General features: G+C 58.8%; 14 protein-coding genes. 4 read left to right on the plus strand and 10 right to left on the minus strand.

Annotation, left to right across the window (positions count from 1 at the left end):
- Position 1: 1 nt before the first annotated feature.
- Entirely contained in the window at positions 2-4,954 is a 4,953-nt protein-coding gene (locus L370_RS21005) for an alpha-2-macroglobulin family protein (protein WP_023333031.1), read from the minus strand.
- 286 nt (positions 4,955-5,240) lie between these two features.
- Between L370_RS21005 and L370_RS21000 the strand changes: the two genes are divergently transcribed.
- The 4 genes from L370_RS21000 to L370_RS20985 all read left to right on the plus strand — a co-directional run bounded on the left by L370_RS21000 (position 5,241) and on the right by L370_RS20985 (position 9,871).
- Complete coding sequence (locus L370_RS21000; protein ID WP_023333032.1) at positions 5,241-6,785, plus strand: PTS transporter subunit EIIC; 1,545 nt, start codon at positions 5,241-5,243, stop codon at positions 6,783-6,785.
- A 12-nt stretch (positions 6,786-6,797) separates the two neighbouring features.
- Positions 6,798-8,165 (plus strand): 6-phospho-alpha-glucosidase, encoded by a 1,368-nt coding sequence (locus L370_RS20995; RefSeq protein WP_023333033.1) that lies wholly within the window; start codon positions 6,798-6,800, stop codon positions 8,163-8,165.
- A 90-nt stretch (positions 8,166-8,255) separates the two neighbouring features.
- Positions 8,256-9,101 carry a 3-mercaptopyruvate sulfurtransferase gene (gene sseA / locus L370_RS20990; protein ID WP_023333034.1) on the plus strand — a complete coding sequence of 282 codons (846 nt, stop codon included), beginning with the start codon at positions 8,256-8,258 and terminating at the stop codon, positions 9,099-9,101.
- Positions 9,101-9,871 carry a MurR/RpiR family transcriptional regulator gene (locus L370_RS20985; RefSeq protein WP_023333035.1) on the plus strand — a complete coding sequence of 257 codons (771 nt, stop codon included), beginning with the start codon at positions 9,101-9,103 and terminating at the stop codon, positions 9,869-9,871. The genes sseA and L370_RS20985 overlap by 1 nt, the downstream gene beginning before the upstream one ends.
- Positions 9,872-9,888: 17 nt before the next feature.
- Here L370_RS20985 and sseB read toward each other — a convergent pair whose 3' ends face one another.
- The 9 genes from sseB to iscS all read right to left on the minus strand — a co-directional run bounded on the left by sseB (position 9,889) and on the right by iscS (position 17,109).
- Positions 9,889-10,665 carry an enhanced serine sensitivity protein SseB gene (sseB, locus tag L370_RS20980; RefSeq protein ID WP_023333036.1) on the minus strand — a complete coding sequence of 259 codons (777 nt, stop codon included), beginning with the start codon at positions 10,663-10,665 and terminating at the stop codon, positions 9,889-9,891.
- Positions 10,666-10,807: 142 nt separating this feature from the next.
- Positions 10,808-12,094, minus strand: coding sequence for an aminopeptidase PepB (gene pepB, locus L370_RS20975; protein ID WP_023333037.1), 1,287 nt, complete (start codon positions 12,092-12,094; stop codon positions 10,808-10,810).
- Between the two features lie 53 nt (positions 12,095-12,147).
- Positions 12,148-12,348 carry a Fe-S cluster assembly protein IscX gene (gene iscX / locus L370_RS20970; RefSeq protein WP_003860650.1) on the minus strand — a complete coding sequence of 67 codons (201 nt, stop codon included), beginning with the start codon at positions 12,346-12,348 and terminating at the stop codon, positions 12,148-12,150.
- A gap of 1 nt (position 12,349) precedes the next feature.
- Positions 12,350-12,685: an ISC system 2Fe-2S type ferredoxin gene (gene fdx, locus L370_RS20965; protein WP_003860652.1), complete on the minus strand. Its 336-nt coding sequence runs from the start codon at positions 12,683-12,685 to the stop codon at positions 12,350-12,352.
- Between the two features lies 1 nt (position 12,686).
- Positions 12,687-14,537 carry a Fe-S protein assembly chaperone HscA gene (hscA, locus tag L370_RS20960; protein WP_023333038.1) on the minus strand — a complete coding sequence of 617 codons (1,851 nt, stop codon included), beginning with the start codon at positions 14,535-14,537 and terminating at the stop codon, positions 12,687-12,689.
- A 14-nt stretch (positions 14,538-14,551) separates the two neighbouring features.
- Positions 14,552-15,067 carry a co-chaperone HscB gene (hscB, locus tag L370_RS20955; protein ID WP_023333039.1) on the minus strand — a complete coding sequence of 172 codons (516 nt, stop codon included), beginning with the start codon at positions 15,065-15,067 and terminating at the stop codon, positions 14,552-14,554.
- An 80-nt stretch (positions 15,068-15,147) separates the two neighbouring features.
- Entirely contained in the window at positions 15,148-15,471 is a 324-nt protein-coding gene (gene iscA / locus L370_RS20950; protein WP_003860659.1) for an iron-sulfur cluster assembly protein IscA, read from the minus strand.
- Between the two features lie 13 nt (positions 15,472-15,484).
- Positions 15,485-15,871 carry a Fe-S cluster assembly scaffold IscU gene (gene iscU, locus L370_RS20945; RefSeq protein WP_003860661.1) on the minus strand — a complete coding sequence of 129 codons (387 nt, stop codon included), beginning with the start codon at positions 15,869-15,871 and terminating at the stop codon, positions 15,485-15,487.
- Positions 15,872-15,894: 23 nt separating this feature from the next.
- The gene (iscS, locus tag L370_RS20940; protein ID WP_008502157.1) at positions 15,895-17,109 is read right to left on the minus strand and encodes a cysteine desulfurase; all 1,215 of its coding nucleotides are present in this window, start codon (positions 17,107-17,109) and stop codon (positions 15,895-15,897) included.
- Positions 17,110-17,114: the final 5 nt, after the last annotated feature.

The following is a 17,114-nucleotide window of genomic DNA, read 5'->3' on the forward strand; positions in this document are numbered from 1 at the left end:
ATTACGGAACAACAATCAGCGGGCCGCTGGCCGCCCCCGTTGCCCGCCACTGCGGAACGTACATAGACTCCACCATCGGCACCGGCACCTGGTAGGTTCCCGGCGTCACGGCACGGGCCAGATAGACCAGCGTGACCGGCTGACCTTCGTTTACCGGCACGGCAGCCACAAAGCGGTCGTCGCGGAATTCCATATGCTGAATATCCGCCTGCTGCATCTGGCTAAGCAGGTTCTGCACCTCACTGCCGCTGTCCTGCAGGCTGGCGCTGCTGCTCGCCAGGTTCTGGTTTTCCAGCTCCAGACCCGCAGGGAGGAGATCTACTACCAGCGCATCCGGCACGTTCTGGCTGGCTTTAACTTCAAGCCACACCAGCACCAGTTCACCGCTCTTCAGGGAAGAGAGCGATTTACTGCTGCCGTCGGTTGCCAGGATATGACGTTCAACCTGCAGCACGTTCGAGCCAGGCTCAGGGGCATATTCCGGATAACCCGTACTGTCCAGGCGTACCCACAGCGGTGTCGTTCCGGTATTGGTTACCTGCAGCGCGCCAAGCTGGTCACCGCTCACGTTTTGTACCTGTGACTTATCGCCGCCTGATGCGGTCTCAGACAGAGACGTTTTCGCCTGCCATGTACCGGACAGGGTTTGCAGCGAGCGTCCTGCCAGGAACAGCGCGTTGCTCTCCTGCGTTGACAGCCAGCGCTGGCTGAAGGCCTCTTCAGACAGGGCATTCAGCAACGTATTTTGCGCATCCGGCAGCAGCTTGTACTCCTCCAGGAGAGAGAGCATCAGTGCGTTATCGCGAAGCTGGCTGCCGTAATCGGCCATCCAGGTTTTGCTGTCGTTACGCGGCGTTTTGAGCGCCAGATCCAGCGCCTGCTGGCTGCGCGGCGCATCGCCCATCAGTTTCAGCGCCATGCCCAGCTGCATCAGCGGCAGCCCGGAGGCCGCCTGCCCGTGGCGATCCCAAATTTCACGCAGCGCGCCCAGAGGCGCTTTTTGCTGACGCGCCAGCACCAGCGCAGCATAGGCCTGCACGGCGAACTTGCTGGCCTGAGTATCGTCGCTATAGCGAATGGACATCATGCCCGGATCCTGCAGATAGCGCAGCAGGCGGCTGTTGGCGTTATTCACTGCATCGGCAGGTACGCTGTAACCCTGTTCGCCCGCGCGCACCAGGAAGTCGGTCACATAGGCGGTCAGCCAGTACTCTTCCGGGCCGTTTTTATCCCACAGCGCAAAACCACCGTCTTCACGCTGCATCTGCAGCAGGCGGGAGATGCCAATATCAATCGCTGCACGACGCTTGTCATCGGTGTCGCCCTTGATCCCAAGTGCGGTAAGCTGCGCGGCGTTAGTGTAGAGCGACGGGAACAGGCCACTGGTGGTTTGCTCCAGGCAGCCATACGGATACGCCTGCAGTTCGCGAATATAGCGCGCCAGGTTGAGCGGTGGTTTGCCGCTCAGCAGCAGTTGTCCCTGCAGGGTGGCAGGAGAGAAACCGTTGCTGTGCTGCGCCGGTGCGGTCCAGGACTCGCCGGGGTTCAACATGGCACCAGTATTCACCGTCTGCGCCGGGAACGCCGGACGTACGCCAATCTTCCAGCTCTTCTGCTGCGGGGTGAAGGTCTCGCCCGGAAGCTGCAGACCGGTCACCTGCGCGGTCACCTCACCGTCACCATAGCCCTCCAGCGCACGCACCGGAATAAACAGGGTGCTCCGCGCTCCCGGTGGCAGTTGCACCGGTTGCGGCTGCTCGCCTTCCAGTGACAGTTTCCCGGTTGCGGTCAGGGCGATGTTCAACGTTTGCGGTTTGTCGGTCAGGTTGGTGATATCCAGCGTCAGCCGTGAGGTGTCCCCGCTTGCCAGGAAGCGCGGGGTATTCAGCTCGGTAATGACCGGCGCGGCCACGATAATCTTGCTTTCACTGCTGCCGAAATCCTCTTCCGTCCAGGCCTGCGCCATCAGACGCAGCTCGCCGTTGAAGTCGCCAATCGGTAGCGTAATCGTGCCTTCCCCGTTGGCATCCAGCGTAACCGGCTGTGCCTGCTGGGCAATGATGGTGACGTGGTTCACCGGCGGTTTGCCGCCGCGCTTCAGCTCATCACCGTCACCACCAAAGCGCAGCGCGGCCAGGCGGCCCTGCCCTTCAATCACCTGGCCGTAGATATCATAGATATCCGCGCCGTAGCGCTTCTGACCAAAGAACGCCTGCCACGGATCGGGCGTAACGTAATCGGTGATGTTCAACACGCCGCTGTCCACCGCCGAGACCAGAACGTTCACCTTCTGCGGCACGGCCCCCTCTTTCACACTGGCTTTCACCTTCACCGAGAGCGTCTGGTTTGGACGCATCTTCTGCGGGTTATCGAGCGCAATATTCAGGCGGCGATTTTCGTCGCCCATCGGCAGATGCAGCAGGCCGACCGCGCGTTTCGGCGTGGCGGATTTTGATTTGTCCCCAGGACGAACCACCAGCGTGCTGAGGTAGAGATCGTGACGTTTCCAGGCCTTATCGACCGGGATGGCGAGATCAAGCCCGTTTGCCGGAACGTCGATCTCTTTCCACCACAGCGGCCCTTCGCTGGACTCGATCATCGCATACCCCTTACCTGCGGCCGGTGCGGCAATGTGCAGGTTGATGGTGTCGCCAGGCTGATAGGCTGGCTTATCCAGTTTCAGCGTCACGCGGTCAGGGCGCGCGGCCCCGGTGCCGTCGCTGTTATCCTGCCAGCTATACCCCGCCCAGAAGCGCACGCTGCTGACCATCTCATCAGGCGCTTTAACTTCCAGACGGTATGAGCCCCACTCCACCGGGAAGGTGACTTTACCCGTCTCGTCGGCCTTGAGGGTCAGCTCCTGCTCGCCTTCAACCAGGTCTTTCTGATCGAACTGAGACTGCCAGCCTTCGCTCTCTGACCAGTTCCAGAAGTAGTCACGGCGCTCGCGGATCAGGCGAACCTGCAAACCGGATACTGCTTTTTTCGCGCCGCTGGCATCGGCGTAAACGATATCGAAGCTGGCGTTGCCGTTCTCGTCAACAATCGGCTGGTTGACGGTGGTATCGGTGCGGTAGTCGTAAACGGCTTTACTGGCGAACTGAGGGCGAATACCCGGCAGCTCCGCCGCCGGCCAGATGGCCTGCTCAGCACGACGCGTTACCGGACGGCCGCCGGACTCCAGCAGGCTGGCCTGCAGAATCAGCTGCAGCGGAGAATGCACCTCTTTCCACTGGCTTTCGGTAGAAACCTGCCCACGCCCCTGCTCATCAAGCGTAAGTTGAACTTCATCCAGACTGCGGCTGAGGTTCTCCTCGGCGATATCGCCAAACTGGAAGCCCGGCAGGGCAGCCACCGCGTCACGCAGCGGACGCAGGAAAAGCTGGCCCTGCAGAGAATTACCGTTGGCCGGCGCGCCATACAGGTAATAGCCCACTACGTTAAAGTCGACGTTATCCTGCGGTGAAACCGGCGTTTTTTGCCCAGTCAGGTTAAGCGCCATACGCTCAGGCATAAAATCTTCGACGTGGAAGTCCCACAGGCGCTGCAGGTTATCGCCCGTGTTGGCGCGGATATGCCACATACCGGTCTGCGCCCCGCTGTCCAGCGGATAGTTAAAGCGATAGAGTCCGTTCTCTGGCTTGACGACAATCGTACGCGCGACCTGTCCATCCGGACGCAGCACGTCAAGCTTCACGGGCTGATCCGGAAGTGGCTTACCGTCGCTGTCGCGAAGCAGACCGTTGAGGATCACCGTTTCACCCGGGCGGTAGAGATCGCGTGGGCCAAACATAAAGAATTGCTTGCTGTAGCCCGGGCTCCCTGCGATATCAAACTCGGCCAGGTCGAGGGCCGGTAGCTTGAGATCAAGCAGCGTAGTCTGGCCGTCTTTACTCGCCAGGATCAGCGCGGCCTCTTTGTCGGTTTCAAGCTTCGCATGGCCGTCGGCATCGCTGTTTGCTTCGGCAAGCGTCTGGCCTTTGTCATTCAACAGGGTGACGGTGACGCCGGACTGCGCCGCACCGTTTTCCAGACTCTGGGTGAAGATGTCCAGGCGGTTGTGATAACGGTGAGCGGACAGTCCAATATCGCTTAAGGTAAAGAGCGTCGCAGCGTTGCTGTAGTTGTAGTGCCCTGCCTGGTTCATGACCGCGATATAAACGCCAGACTGCTGGAGCGGTTTAATATCCTTCAGGGGCAGCAGCAATTTTTCGCGCGTATTGCGCGCCGGATTAAGATCGAAACGACCGGTGTAAACCAGCTCCGCCATCTTCAGCAGGTTATCGGATTCCCAGTTGGTCAGCGAATTACGGTACTCCCACTGGCTGACAAGGGAAGCCAGCGATTCAGGCTTCACGCGGTAAAAATTGACATCAACATTGTTGACGTTGAGCGCCATCACAGGCAGACCTTCCACCACCTTGCCCGGCAGCAGCGAGCCGCGGCTGGCAAAACCAACGGTGGGTTCAACGTCCCGGGTGGTCAGGGCTTTTTCATAATCAATGCCAAACGTCGCCTTGTTCAGCGCCTGCAGATCGCGTTCAACGGTGACGACCAGATTGCGGTTAGGCTCCAGATGGCGCAGGCGAAGCTCTTTCAGGTTCGGCGCAAGTTCCCACGCCCCGTCAACCTTGCCGCTTTTCTTATCCACGACATGCACGGTTTTCGCGAAATCCTGATCGGGGTTCAGCGGAACAGAAAAGGTCAGCACCAGCGTGGCGGCACCGTCGAGCTGGACTTCTGAGGTATCCAGCAGGGTCAGCGCTTTTCCCTGACTCTGGGCGGCAAGCTTAGCCAGCGTTTCAGCCGTGGGCTTTTCCGCAGCTTTCGGTGTGGATGCAGTGGATGCCGCGGGAGCCGCAGCCTGAGACTTATCGTCGCTGTTATCACAGCCGACAAGCGTAAACGTGGTGAGCAGCGCGAGAGATATCGCGGCTAAGCGAAACGGTTTCATCCTTTGTCCCTGGCCCATGGAGCCTGTTGGTCGTCGTCCGGATAAGTATTATCCGCAAGTTTCGTTAATACAAAAAGTCCAATTTTAGAATCTGGAAAGCGCCTCGCAGAATGGCATCACGCCGCTACGCCGTGATGGAACCGCGATCACAGCACTTAACGTCACATGTTACCTTTCACGTCATTTGTTTTTAAAACAAGAAGATAGCTGGATAAGCACGGCTGAAGACTGCTAGTTTTATGTCCATGACGCACCCCGAGTGCGCGGTTCAATAAGAGAGAAAGCCATGAAACGAGCCGTGAACGCCCTACAAAATTTCGGAAAATCATTGTATGGACCGGTACTTATCTTACCAATCGTCGGTCTGTTTATCGCCTTTGGTAACGTGCTGGGTAACGGTAACCTCGCTGAATACCTGCCGTTTCTTGGCCATCCAGTGATTCAGCATACTGGTCAGCTTATCGCGAAATCTGCCGTGTCGGTGCTGGTGAACCTGGCGCTGGTGTTCGCCGTCGGGATCCCGATTGGTCTGGCGACGCGTGATAAAGGCTATGCCGCGCTGATTGGTCTGGTGACCTTTGTCGTGTTCATCAACGCCATGAACGTCACGCTACAGCTGCAGGGCGCGCTGGCGCCAGCTGCCCAGATGAAAGCGGCCGGACAGACCATGGTGCTGGGCGTGCAGGTGCTGGAGATGGGTGTCTTTGCCGGGATCCTGACCGGGGCGCTTTCCGGCTATCTGTACAACAAATACTCCGGCGTACAGTTTAACGGCGCGATGGCGATTTACTCCGGCCACTGCTTTGTCGCCATCGTTATGCTCCCCGTCTCCATGCTGCTCGGCGTAGTGATGAGTGAACTCTGGCCGTTTGCCCAGCACGGCATTAGCGCCCTGGCGCTGGCCATCAAAGGCTCCGGGCCGTTTGGCGTGGCAATCTACGGTTTCCTGGAACGCATTCTGGTCCCCACCGGCCTGCACCATCTGGTTTATACCCCATTCCTCTATACCGAGCTGGGCGGCACGCAGGAGGTGTGCGGCGCAACCTATCAGGGTGCGCGCAATATCTACTTCGCCGAGATGGCCTGCCCGAATGTGAAGCAGCTCAGCAGCACCGTGGTGTGGGACGCGCGCGGCATCAGCAAGATGTTCGGCCTGCCTGCCGCCGCGCTGGCGATGTATATGACCGCAAAGCCGGAGCGTAAAGCCATTGCGAAAGCCATTCTGATCCCGGCGGCGCTGACCTCGCTGCTGGTCGGCGTGACCGAACCGATAGAGTTCTCCTTCCTGTTCGTCGCCCCGCTGCTCTTTGTGGTGCACGCGGTGCTGACCGGCATCGGCATGATGCTGTTCTCGCTGCTGGGCGTTCACGCCATCGGCGCCAACGGGATTATCGACTTCATCCTTTACAACCTGCCGCTCGGCACGGAGAAGTCCAACTGGCCGATGTACATCGTGGTCGGGCTAATCATGTTCGCCCTCTACTTCGTGGTGTTCCGCTTCCTGATCCTGCGCTTCAACATGAAAACGCCGGGCCGTGAGGATGACGATAAGGAGACGCGCCTGTACAGCAAGCAGGAGTACCAGGCCAAAGGCAATAACGACGGGCTGGGCGAATCCATCGTGGTGGGGCTGGGCGGCCGGGAAAACATTGAAGTGGTGGATAACTGCTACACCCGCTTACGCGTCACGGTGAAGGATGTCGCCATCATCGACGAGCCGCGCCTGAAGGCGACCGGCGCGAAAGGGATTATCAAACAAGGTAACAACGTTCAGGTGGTCTACGGGCTGCACGTCAAAAAAATGCGAGAAGCCGTTGAGACGTTTCTCTGAAAGGAGCTAAAGATGTTTACACCCCCATTCATTCTGTCGATTGCCGGCGGCGGTAGCACCTACACGCCCGGCATTGTGAAAAGCCTGATGGTGCGCCTGCAGGATTTCCCGCTGGCCGAAATCCGCCTCTATGACATCGACGAGGCGCGTCAAAACACCATTGCGCCCGTCGTCGAGAAGGTTATTCGCGACCACAGTCAGAGCATCAGATTCACCGTCACCAGCGATCCGGAAGTGGCCTTCAGCGGCGCACATTTCGTCTTCGCCCAGATGCGCGTCGGCCAGTATAAAATGCGCGAGCAGGACGAAAAGATCCCGCTGCGTCACGGCGTGGTCGGCCAGGAAACGTGCGGACCCGGCGGCCTGGCGTACGGACTGCGCACGATCCTGCCGATGGTAGAGCTTATCGATCTGGTCGATCGCTACGCGCATGAAAAAGCCTGGATCGTGAACTACTCCAACCCGGCGGCGATCGTCGCGGAGGGCGTGCGGCGTCTGCGCCCAAATGCGCGGGTGCTGAACATTTGCGATATGCCGGTGGCTGCCATGCGTAACATGGGGGCGATTCTGGGTGTCGATCGCCGCAAGCTGGAGGTCGACTACTTCGGTCTGAACCACTTCGGCTGGTTTACCCGCGTGCTGGTGGACGGCGAAGATAAGCTGCCGGAGCTGCGTAAGCATATCGCGAAGTTTGGCCTGCTGACGGAAGATGCGGCCAAAACCGATCCGCAGCATTCCGATCCTTCCTGGGTGAAGACCTGGCGTAACATTAAGCCGATCATGGACAACTTCCCGGAGTATCTGCCGAACCCGTACCTGCAGTATTACCTGATGCCGAACCAGATTGTGGAGCATCAGAACCCGGACTATACCCGCGCCAATGAAGTGATGGACGGGCGCGAGAAAAAGCTGTTCGCCGCCGCCGAAGAGTATAAGCGCACCGGGATCCTGCCGGATGCCTTCCACGTGGGCGTCCACGGCGAGTTTATCGTTGACGTCGCCTGCTCGCTGGCCTTTAACCTGCGTAGCCGCCATCTGGTTATGGTGGAAAACCGCGGCGCGATTACCAATCTGCCGTACGATGCGGTGGTGGAAGTACCCGCTTATATCACCTCCGAAGGCCCGGAACCGATTCGCGTCGGCCAGGTGCCGCTGTTCCATCAGACCCTTTTGCAACAGCAGCTCGCCTCTGAACAGCTGCTGGTAGAGGCGACCATCGAGGGCAGCTATGAGAAAGCGCTGCAGGCGTTCACCCTCAACCGCACCGTGCCGACCATGGAGCACGCGAAAGCGATTCTGGATGAGATGATTGAAGCCAACCGCGACTACTGGCCTGCGCTGCAAAAAGCCTGGCAGGACGGCGAACCGGTGAAAAAATAGGGGCTTGCTCGCGAGTTGAACGTGGTTTGCTTGTCGGTGTCAGAAAAAACACCGACAATCCTTTTTTACGGAAAAGAACGGAGGCAATCCATGTCCACCTCATATTTCGTCGCTGCCGACTGGCTGATTGAGCACGGCGACGATCCGGAAGTCCAGATTATTGACGCGCGTATGGCCCCGCCAGGGCAAGAGCATCGCGACGTGCCCGGTGAATACCGTGCCGGACATCTGCCTGGCGCGGTATTTTTTGATATCGAAGCCCTCTCCGATCACACCTCTCCCCTGCCGCACATGCTGCCGCGCCCGGAAGCATTTTCCGTGGCGATGCGCGAGCTGGGCGTCAGCAAAGACAAACACCTCGTTGTTTACGATGAGGGGAACCTCTTCTCCGCCCCGCGCGCGTGGTGGATGCTGAAAAACTTCGGCGTGGAAAAAGTGTCGATTCTGGCGGGCGGGCTGGTGGGTTGGAAGCGCGACGAGCTGCCGCTTCAGCAGGGCAACGTGACGCTGCCGGAAGGCGAATTCGATGCCACGTTCGACGCGCACGTGGTGAAACGCCTGACCGAGGTGCTGGTCGTGAGCCATGAAAAAACGGCGCAAATCGTCGATGCCCGTCCTGCTCCGCGCTTCAATGCCGAAGCGGATGAACCGCGTCCGGGGCTGAAGCGCGGACATATTCCGGGCGCGCTGAACGTGCCGTGGGGCGATCTGGTGTTTGAGGGCGAGCTGAAAACCACCGACGAACTGCGCGCCATTTTTGACCGTGCAGGGGTCGATTTACATCGTCCAGTGATTGCCAGCTGCGGCTCCGGCGTAACGGCCTGCGTGGTCATTCTGGCGCTCGCCACGCTCGGCGTAAGCGACGTCACGCTTTACGACGGCGCCTGGAGCGAATGGGGTGCGCGAGACGATCTGCCTGTCGAACCCGCGAAATAATGGATAACCGCCTTGCCACGCTGTTAACGCGCGGGGCGTCATTGACCCGCGCGGAGTATCGCGTCCTCGCCCACCTCACGGAGCATCCGCTGCTGGTGGGCAACATCACGGTGCGCGAGCTGGCACAGGCGACGTTCGTTTCTACCGCCACCATCATGCGGCTGTGTCAGAAGCTGGGGTTCAGCGGCTTTAGCGAGTTTATCTGGCACTGCAAGCAGCTGCTCTCCGACAAGCCGCATATTGCCGCTCAGGGGCAGTCGCTTTCTGAACTCCCGGCGCTGTTTAATCAGTTTATCGCCAACTATCAGCACACCTTCCAGTGGGTCACGCAGGAGAAGCGCCAGCAGTTTGCCGACCTGCTGCGCCAGAAAGAGAGCTTCTTTCTCTACGGGGCCGGGTTTTCTTATCTGTTTGCGGAGTACCTGACCAAGAAGCTACAGGTAATGGGCAAAACGGCGTTTATCTCCGGACCGGGCGACAGCCGGAACATTTTTCTCAGCAATGCCGCCCGCTATCAGGTGTTTATTGCCGTCTCGCGCAGCGGCGAAACGGAGCAGGTGCTGGATAAAGCGCGGATAGCCAAAAACGTCGGCATGACGATCGTCGCGTTTACCCGCGCCTCGGCCAACACGCTGGCGGAGATGGCCGACGTTCACTTTGCGCTCTATGACGAAGCGGTGCACTTTGCCGCCGAAGCCGCAGGGGTGACGTCGTTTGAGTCGAATCTGGTGCTGCTGATGGATTTACTGCTGCTGGAAGCAACGGGGTGATATTCACCCCGCTGTCATCAGATGATGCGGTTGGTCTTGAGATCGCGCAGGAAGCCGCCCCAGCGACGCTCGTAGAACGGCGTGATGTGCTCGGTAATAAAGTGGCTGATGCCCTTCTCACCGTTCTTCACCTGGCAGATATCGATCGGCTCATCGCCCGGCAGCGTGTCGGTCGCCACGCTTCCCGCCGCCTGAATGATGTCGTCGATATCGCCGTCCGCCTCAATACCAATCAGCAGAACCGGATGCTCGTCCGCGCGCTCTTTAATGGAGCAGAGGAATGCGCGCCTGACGGGCTTGAGCGTTTTGAACAGCGTGGTCAGGGAGTCAATCATCTGCGCGGGCGGCTCGGCCACTTCAGACAGCAGCAGCGTTTCGCCCCCTTCCAGCACTTCCTGGGTGCTGAGCGGGTTGCCCTCTTCACCTATCAGATGGCTGATTTCGCGCGGCGTGAACTCTTTCCCGGTCGGCAATTTAGCGTTGAGGAACAGCGTCTGGCCCAGCGTCATTTCAAACAGGGTGCGCACCGGCATCACCACGAACGCCTGTTCGTCTTCAACCGCTTCCTGCAGGGCTTCAAGCGAGGTGAAGAACGGGATAACCGACGTGCCGTCGTCTTTCTCCCAGTGCAGCAGATCCAGCGCGCTGTCTTCGACAACCTGCTCACCTTCCGCTGCGGTACCCGGCACCCAGACGGTGGATTCCAGCAGCGTGCGGAAAAATGCCGGACGATGGGCGGGTTCGGTCGCCGCCTGCTCCAGCAGAGTTTCTAATTCGTTTTTGGTTTCGGACATAGTTTTGGCTACTTCAAAAAACGCCGGGTGGCGCTTCGCTTACCCGGCCTACAAAACCGTAGGCCCGTGCAAGCGCAGCGCCGCCGGGCAATATGATGACTCCGAAGGCGCGCGTAAGCGCAGCGCCCCCCGGCAAAAAAGATTACTCCGCCGTCAGCAGGTTCGCCACGGTACGCACGCCCAGACCGGTCGCGCCCGCGGACCACTGCTCAACCGCCGCTTTACGGTATGTTGCGGAACAGTCGATGTGCAGCCAGCCTTCGTGGTAGTTCTCAACAAAGTGAGACAGGAAGCCTGCTGCGGTGCTTGCACCCGCCGGGTACGCCGCGCTCGCAGTGTTGTTCAGCTCGGCAAAGTTGGACGGCAGCTGGCTGCGGTGGAACTCGGCCAGCGGCAGACGCCAGAACGGTTCGTTTTCCGCCGCCGCGCTGGCCAGCAGGCGGGCAGCGAGCTTGTCGTCGAAGCTGAACAGCGCGTGGTAATCGTTGCCCAGGGCGGTTTTTGCCGCACCGGTCAGGGTCGCCATGTCGATAATCAGCTCTGGCTTCTGGGCAGATGCGTCGATCAGGCCATCAGCCAGCACCAGGCGGCCTTCGGCGTCGGTGTTCATCACTTCGACGTTTTTGCCGTTGCGATAGCGAATGATGTCGCCCAGCTTGAAGGCGTTACCGCTCACCATGTTGTCCGCGCAGCACAGGTAGAGCTTCACGCGCTTGTTCAGACCGCGAGTGATGGCAAACGCCAGCGCGCCGGTGATGGTTGCCGCGCCGCCCATGTCGGACTTCATGGAGTCCATGAACGCGCTCTGCTTCAGGCTGTAGCCGCCGGTGTCGAAGGTGATGCCTTTACCCACCAGGCAGGCAAAGACCGGTGCCGCTTTATCGCCAGTTGGGTTGTAATCCAGCGCCAGCAGGACCGGAGGACGCTCGGAGCCACGGCCCACGGTGTGAATACCCATATAGTTCTGCTCGCGCAGGTCTTCACCTTTGGTGATGCGGTAGGACATTTTCTCGCCCGCCACGCCGCACAGCAGGTCAACCGCGCGCTGCGCCAGCTGCTCCGGGCCTAACTCTTCCGCCGGGGCGTTGATGGTGTCGCGCACCCAGTCGATAATTTGCAGGCGGCTTTCCAGCTCTTTCTGACCGGCTTCATCAAGGTTAGCCCACTCGATTTTGCGGGTGCCTTTCGGGCCTTTGTAGCCTGCCCAGAATGCCCAGCTGCGGTCGGTGTCCCAGCCTTCGCCTTCCAGTGACACGTGTTTAATCCCCAGGCCGTCAATTTTACGCGCGGCGCGCTGGATTAGGCCCAAGTCATCGTTGCCCGTCAGGTGCAGGGTAATGCCGTCGTTATTAATGCTGTAGGTGGCTTTCTCGCCCCAGCGCGCATCGGCTGGATGCGTAGAGAGCGTAATCTTCATCGCTTCGGTCATTTTATTTATCCTTATTAGCAAACGGGCCGCCAGAAGGCAGCCCGTTAAGTGATTTACTCTGCTTCATCTAACCAGACTAACAGAATCGCCTCCAGAATTTTTTCATTGGATGCGTTTGGATCGTCATCGAAATCCTCTAAATCGCAGATCCACTGGTGCATGTCGGTGAATCGTACGGTCTTCGGATCGAGATCCGGGTTCGCGTCGTAGAGCGCTTCGCCGATTTCACGGCTGTCTGTCCACTTCAGTCCCATATCAATGCTCGCGTGCGTGGTTGATGGTGTAGCGTGGGAATTCCACGACCAGATCTTCATCGGTCACCGCGGCCTGGCAGCTCAGGCGGCTGTCAGGCTCCAGACCCCATGCTTTATCCAGCATGTCGTCTTCGTCTTCGGTGCTCTCGGCGAGAGAGTCGAAACCTTCACGCACGATGCAGTGGCAGGTGGTGCAGGCACAGGATTTTTCACAGGCGTGTTCCACTTCGATACCTGCACGCAGGGCAACATCGAGAATGGTTTCACCGGTCTTCGCTTCCAGAACAGCGCCATCCGGACAGAGGTCCGCATGAGGCAAAATAACAATCTTTGGCATATTAAACCTCGTCCACGGACTGGCCTTTCAGCGCGACGCGGACAGATTTGTCCATGCGGCGAGCAGCAAAGTCCTGGGTTTGTTTATCAACGTTTTTAATGGCTTCTTCTATTGCGTCAGCGTCATTGCCTTCTGCTACTGCGCTTAAGCGCGCGGCAGCGTCGTCAATCACCTGGCGCTCAGCGGCGCTTAACAGCGCGGCATCGGCAGCGAGCGCGCCGTTCAGGCTCTCCAGCACGCGGGCGGCTTCAACTTTTTGTTCAGCCAGCATACGCGCCTTCACATCCTGCTCGGCGTAGCTCATTGAGTCCTGAATCATGGAGGCGATTTCGCCATCGGTCAGGCCGTAGGACGGCTTCACCTGAATGGACGATTCCACGCCGGTGGATTTTTCCATCGCCGTCACGCTCAGCAGACCGTCCGCATCCACCTGGAAAGTGACGCGAATATGCGCCCCGCCCGCAGGCAGCGCCGGGATACCGCGCAGCGCAAAGCGCGCCAGAGAGCGGCAGTCCTGCACCAGCTCGCGTTCGCCCTGCATCACGTGGATGGACATCGCGGTCTGGCCGTCTTTGAAGGTGGTGAACTCCTGCGCGCGCGCCACCGGAATGGTGGTATTACGCGGGATCACTTTCTCCACCAGGCCGCCCATGGTTTCTAAACCCAGCGACAGCGGGATGACGTCCAGCAGCAGCATTTCACTGTCCGGCTTGTTGCCGACCAGAATATCGGCCTGGATTGCGGCGCCCACGGCAACCACTTTATCCGGGTCTATGGATGTCAGCGGCGTGCGGCCAAAGAATTCGCCCACGCGCTCGCGCACCAGCGGCACGCGGGTCGAACCACCCACCATGACCACTTCCAGCACCTCGTTCGCCTCAACGCCCGCGTCTTTCAACGCGCGACGGCAGGCCAGCAGGGTGCGCTTCACCAGCGGGGCAATCAGATCGCTGAACTGGTCGCGGGCGATCTCACCCTGCCAGCCCGCAACGTTGACGGTAACCGTCTGCGCGTCGCTCAGGGCGATTTTGGCGTCAATGGCCGCATCCAGCAGCTCACGCTGCACGCGCGCATCGCTGCGATCGCTGATGCCCGCCTGCTCGCGAATATAATCTGCCAGCAGATGGTCGAAGTCATCGCCGCCCAGCGCGGAATCCCCGCCGGTCGCCAGCACTTCAAACACCCCGCGGCTTAAGCGCAGGATCGAGATATCAAAGGTACCGCCGCCGAGATCGTAAACCGCAATGACCCCTTCCTGACCGGAGTCGAGGCCGTAGGCAATCGCCGCCGCCGTCGGTTCGTTCAGCAGGCGCAGCACGTGCAGGCCCGCCAGACGCGCGGCGTCTTTGGTGCCCTGACGCTGTGCGTCGTCAAAATAGGCCGGAACGGTAATGACTACGCCGTCCAGATCGCCACCGAGCGTCGCCGTCGCGCGCGCCGCCAGCGCTTTTAGGATGTCGGAGGAAACGCGAATCGGGTTCAGCAGACCGGCCGCGGTCGCAATCATCGGCAGGCCGTTTTCACTGGCCTGCAGCTGATACGGCAGATGCGGATAGCGGGTCTGAATATCGGCCAGCGAGCGGCCCATCATACGCTTCACGGAGCTGATGGTGTTGGCCGGATCGCGCGCGGCGTTAGCGCGGGCGTCATAGCCGACCGCGTGACCCTGCTGCTGGTAGTGGACCACGGAAGGCAGCAGATGGCGGCCCTGCTCGTCAGCCAGCGTTTCCGCCTGGCCGCTGCGCACGGTCGCCACGAGGGAATTGGTGGTGCCCAGATCGATACCCACCGCCAGACGACGCTGGTGTGGTGCGGCACTTAAGCCAGGCTCACTAATTTGTAATAAGGCCATAATTGCTTCCGAAATTAAAAATCGAGCAGCTTTTCTTCGAGTTGTTCAGCACTGCTTCGCAGTTTATCGAGAAAACGGAGTTTGCGCACAGTATCTGCCGCCACGTCCCAGGTCTCGTTGTTCAGTTGCTCCACCATCTGCTGATGGCGGGTATCGAACATGCCCTTAACGCGCGTGATGAAGCTTTCCAGACGCGCTTCGTCTTTGGCCTGTTCAATCTCATCGAGCTCTTCGCGAAGTTCCAGCTGTTCCATCAGAAACGCCGTGTCGCGCACGGTGTGCTGCTCGCTCGCGAGATCGAAACCGTGGAGCGAAAGCAGATATTCTGCACGCGCCAGCGGATGGCGCAGCGTCTGCCAGGCCTGGTTGATGGTCGCAGAGTGCGAGACCGCAGCCAGTTGCTCTGACTGCGTACCACTGGCGAATTTATCCGGATGATACTGACGTTGCAGATCCTGAAAACGGATCGTCAGCGCCTGGAGATCAATCGGGTATTGAGCGGGTAGTCCGAAGAGAGTGAAGTAATCCATAACAATCTCAGGGGTAGCCTGTTAGAACAAACCCCACGCGTAGCGGGTAACGCCACGGTGGGGTTTCGGATGACGCGCGGTTAAACGTGGAAGCTTTCGCCGCAACCACACTCGTCTTTGACGTTCGGGTTCGTGAATTTGAACCCTTCATTCAGGCCTTCTTTTACGAAGTCCAGCTGAGTGCCGTTGAGGAATTGCAGGCTTTTGCCATCGACCACCACCTTCACGCCCTTGTCTTCAAACACGGTGTCGTCAGACGCCGGCTCGTCAACAAACTCCAGTACGTAAGCCATACCAGAACAGCCGGAGGTACGTACGCCCAGTCGCAGGCCAAAGCCTTTACCACGGTTCGCCAGAAAAGAGCTTACTCGCGCGGCAGCGCTGTCGCTAAGGGTAATCGACATACTCAAACCTCAATTATTTTGCTTCACGTTTGCTTTTGTAATCCGCAATGGCGGCTTTGATCGCGTCTTCTGCCAGAATTGAACAGTGAATTTTCACCGGTGGCAGTTCGAGTTCTTCAGCAATATCCGTGTTCTTAATTGCCTGTGCTTCGTCCAGAGACTTGCCCTTCACCCATTCGGTAACCAGGGAGCTGGACGCGATAGCAGAACCGCAGCCGTAGGTCTTGAAGCGCGCGTCTTCAATGATACCTTCATTGTTGACTTTAATCTGCAACTTCATCACGTCGCCACACGCCGGTGCACCGACCATGCCGCTACCGACAGACTCATCGCTGTTGTCAAAAGAGCCAACGTTGCGCGGGTTCTCGTAATGATCGATGACTTTTTCGCTGTATGCCATGTTGAATTCTCCTTATGTACCGATTAGTGATGTGACCATTCAATGCTGTTCAGATCCACGCCCTGCTTGAACATTTCCCACAGTGGAGAAAGGTCGCGCAGACGGCCGATGGAGTTGCGAACCAGCTTGATGGTGTAGTCAATCTCTTCTTCGGTAGTGAAACGACCTAAAGAGAAACGGATAGAGCTGTGTGCCAGCTCGTCGGTCATACCCAGCGCGCGCAGCACGTAGGATGGCTCCAGGCTTGCAGACGTACAGGCAGAACCGGAAGAAACGGCCAGGTCTTTCAGCGCCATAATCAGCGATTCGCCTTCAACATAGTTGAAGCTGACGTTGAGGATGTTCGGTGCGCCCTGCTCGAGATCGCCGTTCAGATACACTTCTTCCATATCTTTCACGCCGTCCCACAGACGGTTACGCAGCGTGCGCAGGCGCGCCATCTCGGTTTCCATCTCTTCTTTTGCAATGCGATACGCTTCGCCCATGCCCACGATCTGGTGAACAGGCAGCGTGCCGGAACGCATACCGCGCTCGTGACCGCCGCCGTGCATCTGTGCTTCGATGCGGATACGTGGCTTACGACGAACGTACAGCGCGCCGATCCCTTTCGGGCCATAAATTTTGTGGCCGGAGAAGGACATCAGGTCCACTTTCAGCTGGCTGAGGTCGATAGGCAGTTTGCCCACGCTCTGGGTCGCGTCCACGTGGTAGATGATACCGCGCGCGCGGCACATTTCGCCGATGGTCGCGATGTCCTGCACCACGCCGATTTCGTTGTTAACGTGCATGATGGAAACCAGAATGGTGTCATCACGCATGGCCGCTTCGAGCTCTTTCAGGTCAATAATACCGTTGCTCTGTGGGGCGAGATAGGTTACTTCGTACCCTTCACGCTCCAGCTGGCGGCAGGTATCCAGCACGGCTTTGTGTTCAGTTTTGCTGGTGATGATGTGCTTGCCTTTTTTCTGATAAAAGTTGGCTGCACCTTTGATCGCCAGGTTGTCGGATTCGGTCGCACCGGAGGTGAAAACAATCTCACGCGGGTCGGCACCCACCAGGTCAGCAATCTGATTACGGGCGATATCAACCGCCTCTTCAGCGTGCCAGCCAAAACGGTGTGAACGGGAAGCTGGGTTACCAAAGTTTCCGTCCAGGGTCAGACACTGCATCATTTTCTCGGCAACACGCGGGTCCACCGGCGTGGTTGCGGAGTAATCGAGATAAATCGGTAATTTCATTGCTC

Source organism: Enterobacter sp. MGH 24 (assembly GCF_000493015.1).
Taxonomy (GTDB): domain Bacteria; phylum Pseudomonadota; class Gammaproteobacteria; order Enterobacterales; family Enterobacteriaceae; genus Enterobacter.

Excerpts from the sequence above, each read along its gene's own strand:
- sseA (WP_023333034.1), top strand. The coding sequence starts at position 8,256 with ATGTCCACCTCATATTTCGTCGCTGCCGACTGGCTGATTGAGCACGGC.
- L370_RS21005 (WP_023333031.1), bottom strand. The coding sequence starts at position 4,954 with ATGAAACCGTTTCGCTTAGCCGCGATATCTCTCGCGCTGCTCACCACG.
- iscX (WP_003860650.1), bottom strand. The coding sequence starts at position 12,348 with ATGGGACTGAAGTGGACAGACAGCCGTGAAATCGGCGAAGCGCTCTAC.
- L370_RS20995 (WP_023333033.1), top strand. The coding sequence starts at position 6,798 with ATGTTTACACCCCCATTCATTCTGTCGATTGCCGGCGGCGGTAGCACC.
- fdx (WP_003860652.1), bottom strand. The coding sequence starts at position 12,685 with ATGCCAAAGATTGTTATTTTGCCTCATGCGGACCTCTGTCCGGATGGC.
- pepB (WP_023333037.1), bottom strand. The coding sequence starts at position 12,094 with ATGACCGAAGCGATGAAGATTACGCTCTCTACGCATCCAGCCGATGCG.
- L370_RS20985 (WP_023333035.1), top strand. The coding sequence starts at position 9,101 with ATGGATAACCGCCTTGCCACGCTGTTAACGCGCGGGGCGTCATTGACC.
- hscB (WP_023333039.1), bottom strand. The coding sequence starts at position 15,067 with ATGGATTACTTCACTCTCTTCGGACTACCCGCTCAATACCCGATTGAT.
- iscU (WP_003860661.1), bottom strand. The coding sequence starts at position 15,871 with ATGGCATACAGCGAAAAAGTCATCGATCATTACGAGAACCCGCGCAAC.
- L370_RS21000 (WP_023333032.1), top strand. The coding sequence starts at position 5,241 with ATGAAACGAGCCGTGAACGCCCTACAAAATTTCGGAAAATCATTGTAT.
- sseB (WP_023333036.1), bottom strand. The coding sequence starts at position 10,665 with ATGTCCGAAACCAAAAACGAATTAGAAACTCTGCTGGAGCAGGCGGCG.
- iscS (WP_008502157.1), bottom strand. The coding sequence starts at position 17,109 with ATGAAATTACCGATTTATCTCGATTACTCCGCAACCACGCCGGTGGAC.
- hscA (WP_023333038.1), bottom strand. The coding sequence starts at position 14,537 with ATGGCCTTATTACAAATTAGTGAGCCTGGCTTAAGTGCCGCACCACAC.
- iscA (WP_003860659.1), bottom strand. The coding sequence starts at position 15,471 with ATGTCGATTACCCTTAGCGACAGCGCTGCCGCGCGAGTAAGCTCTTTT.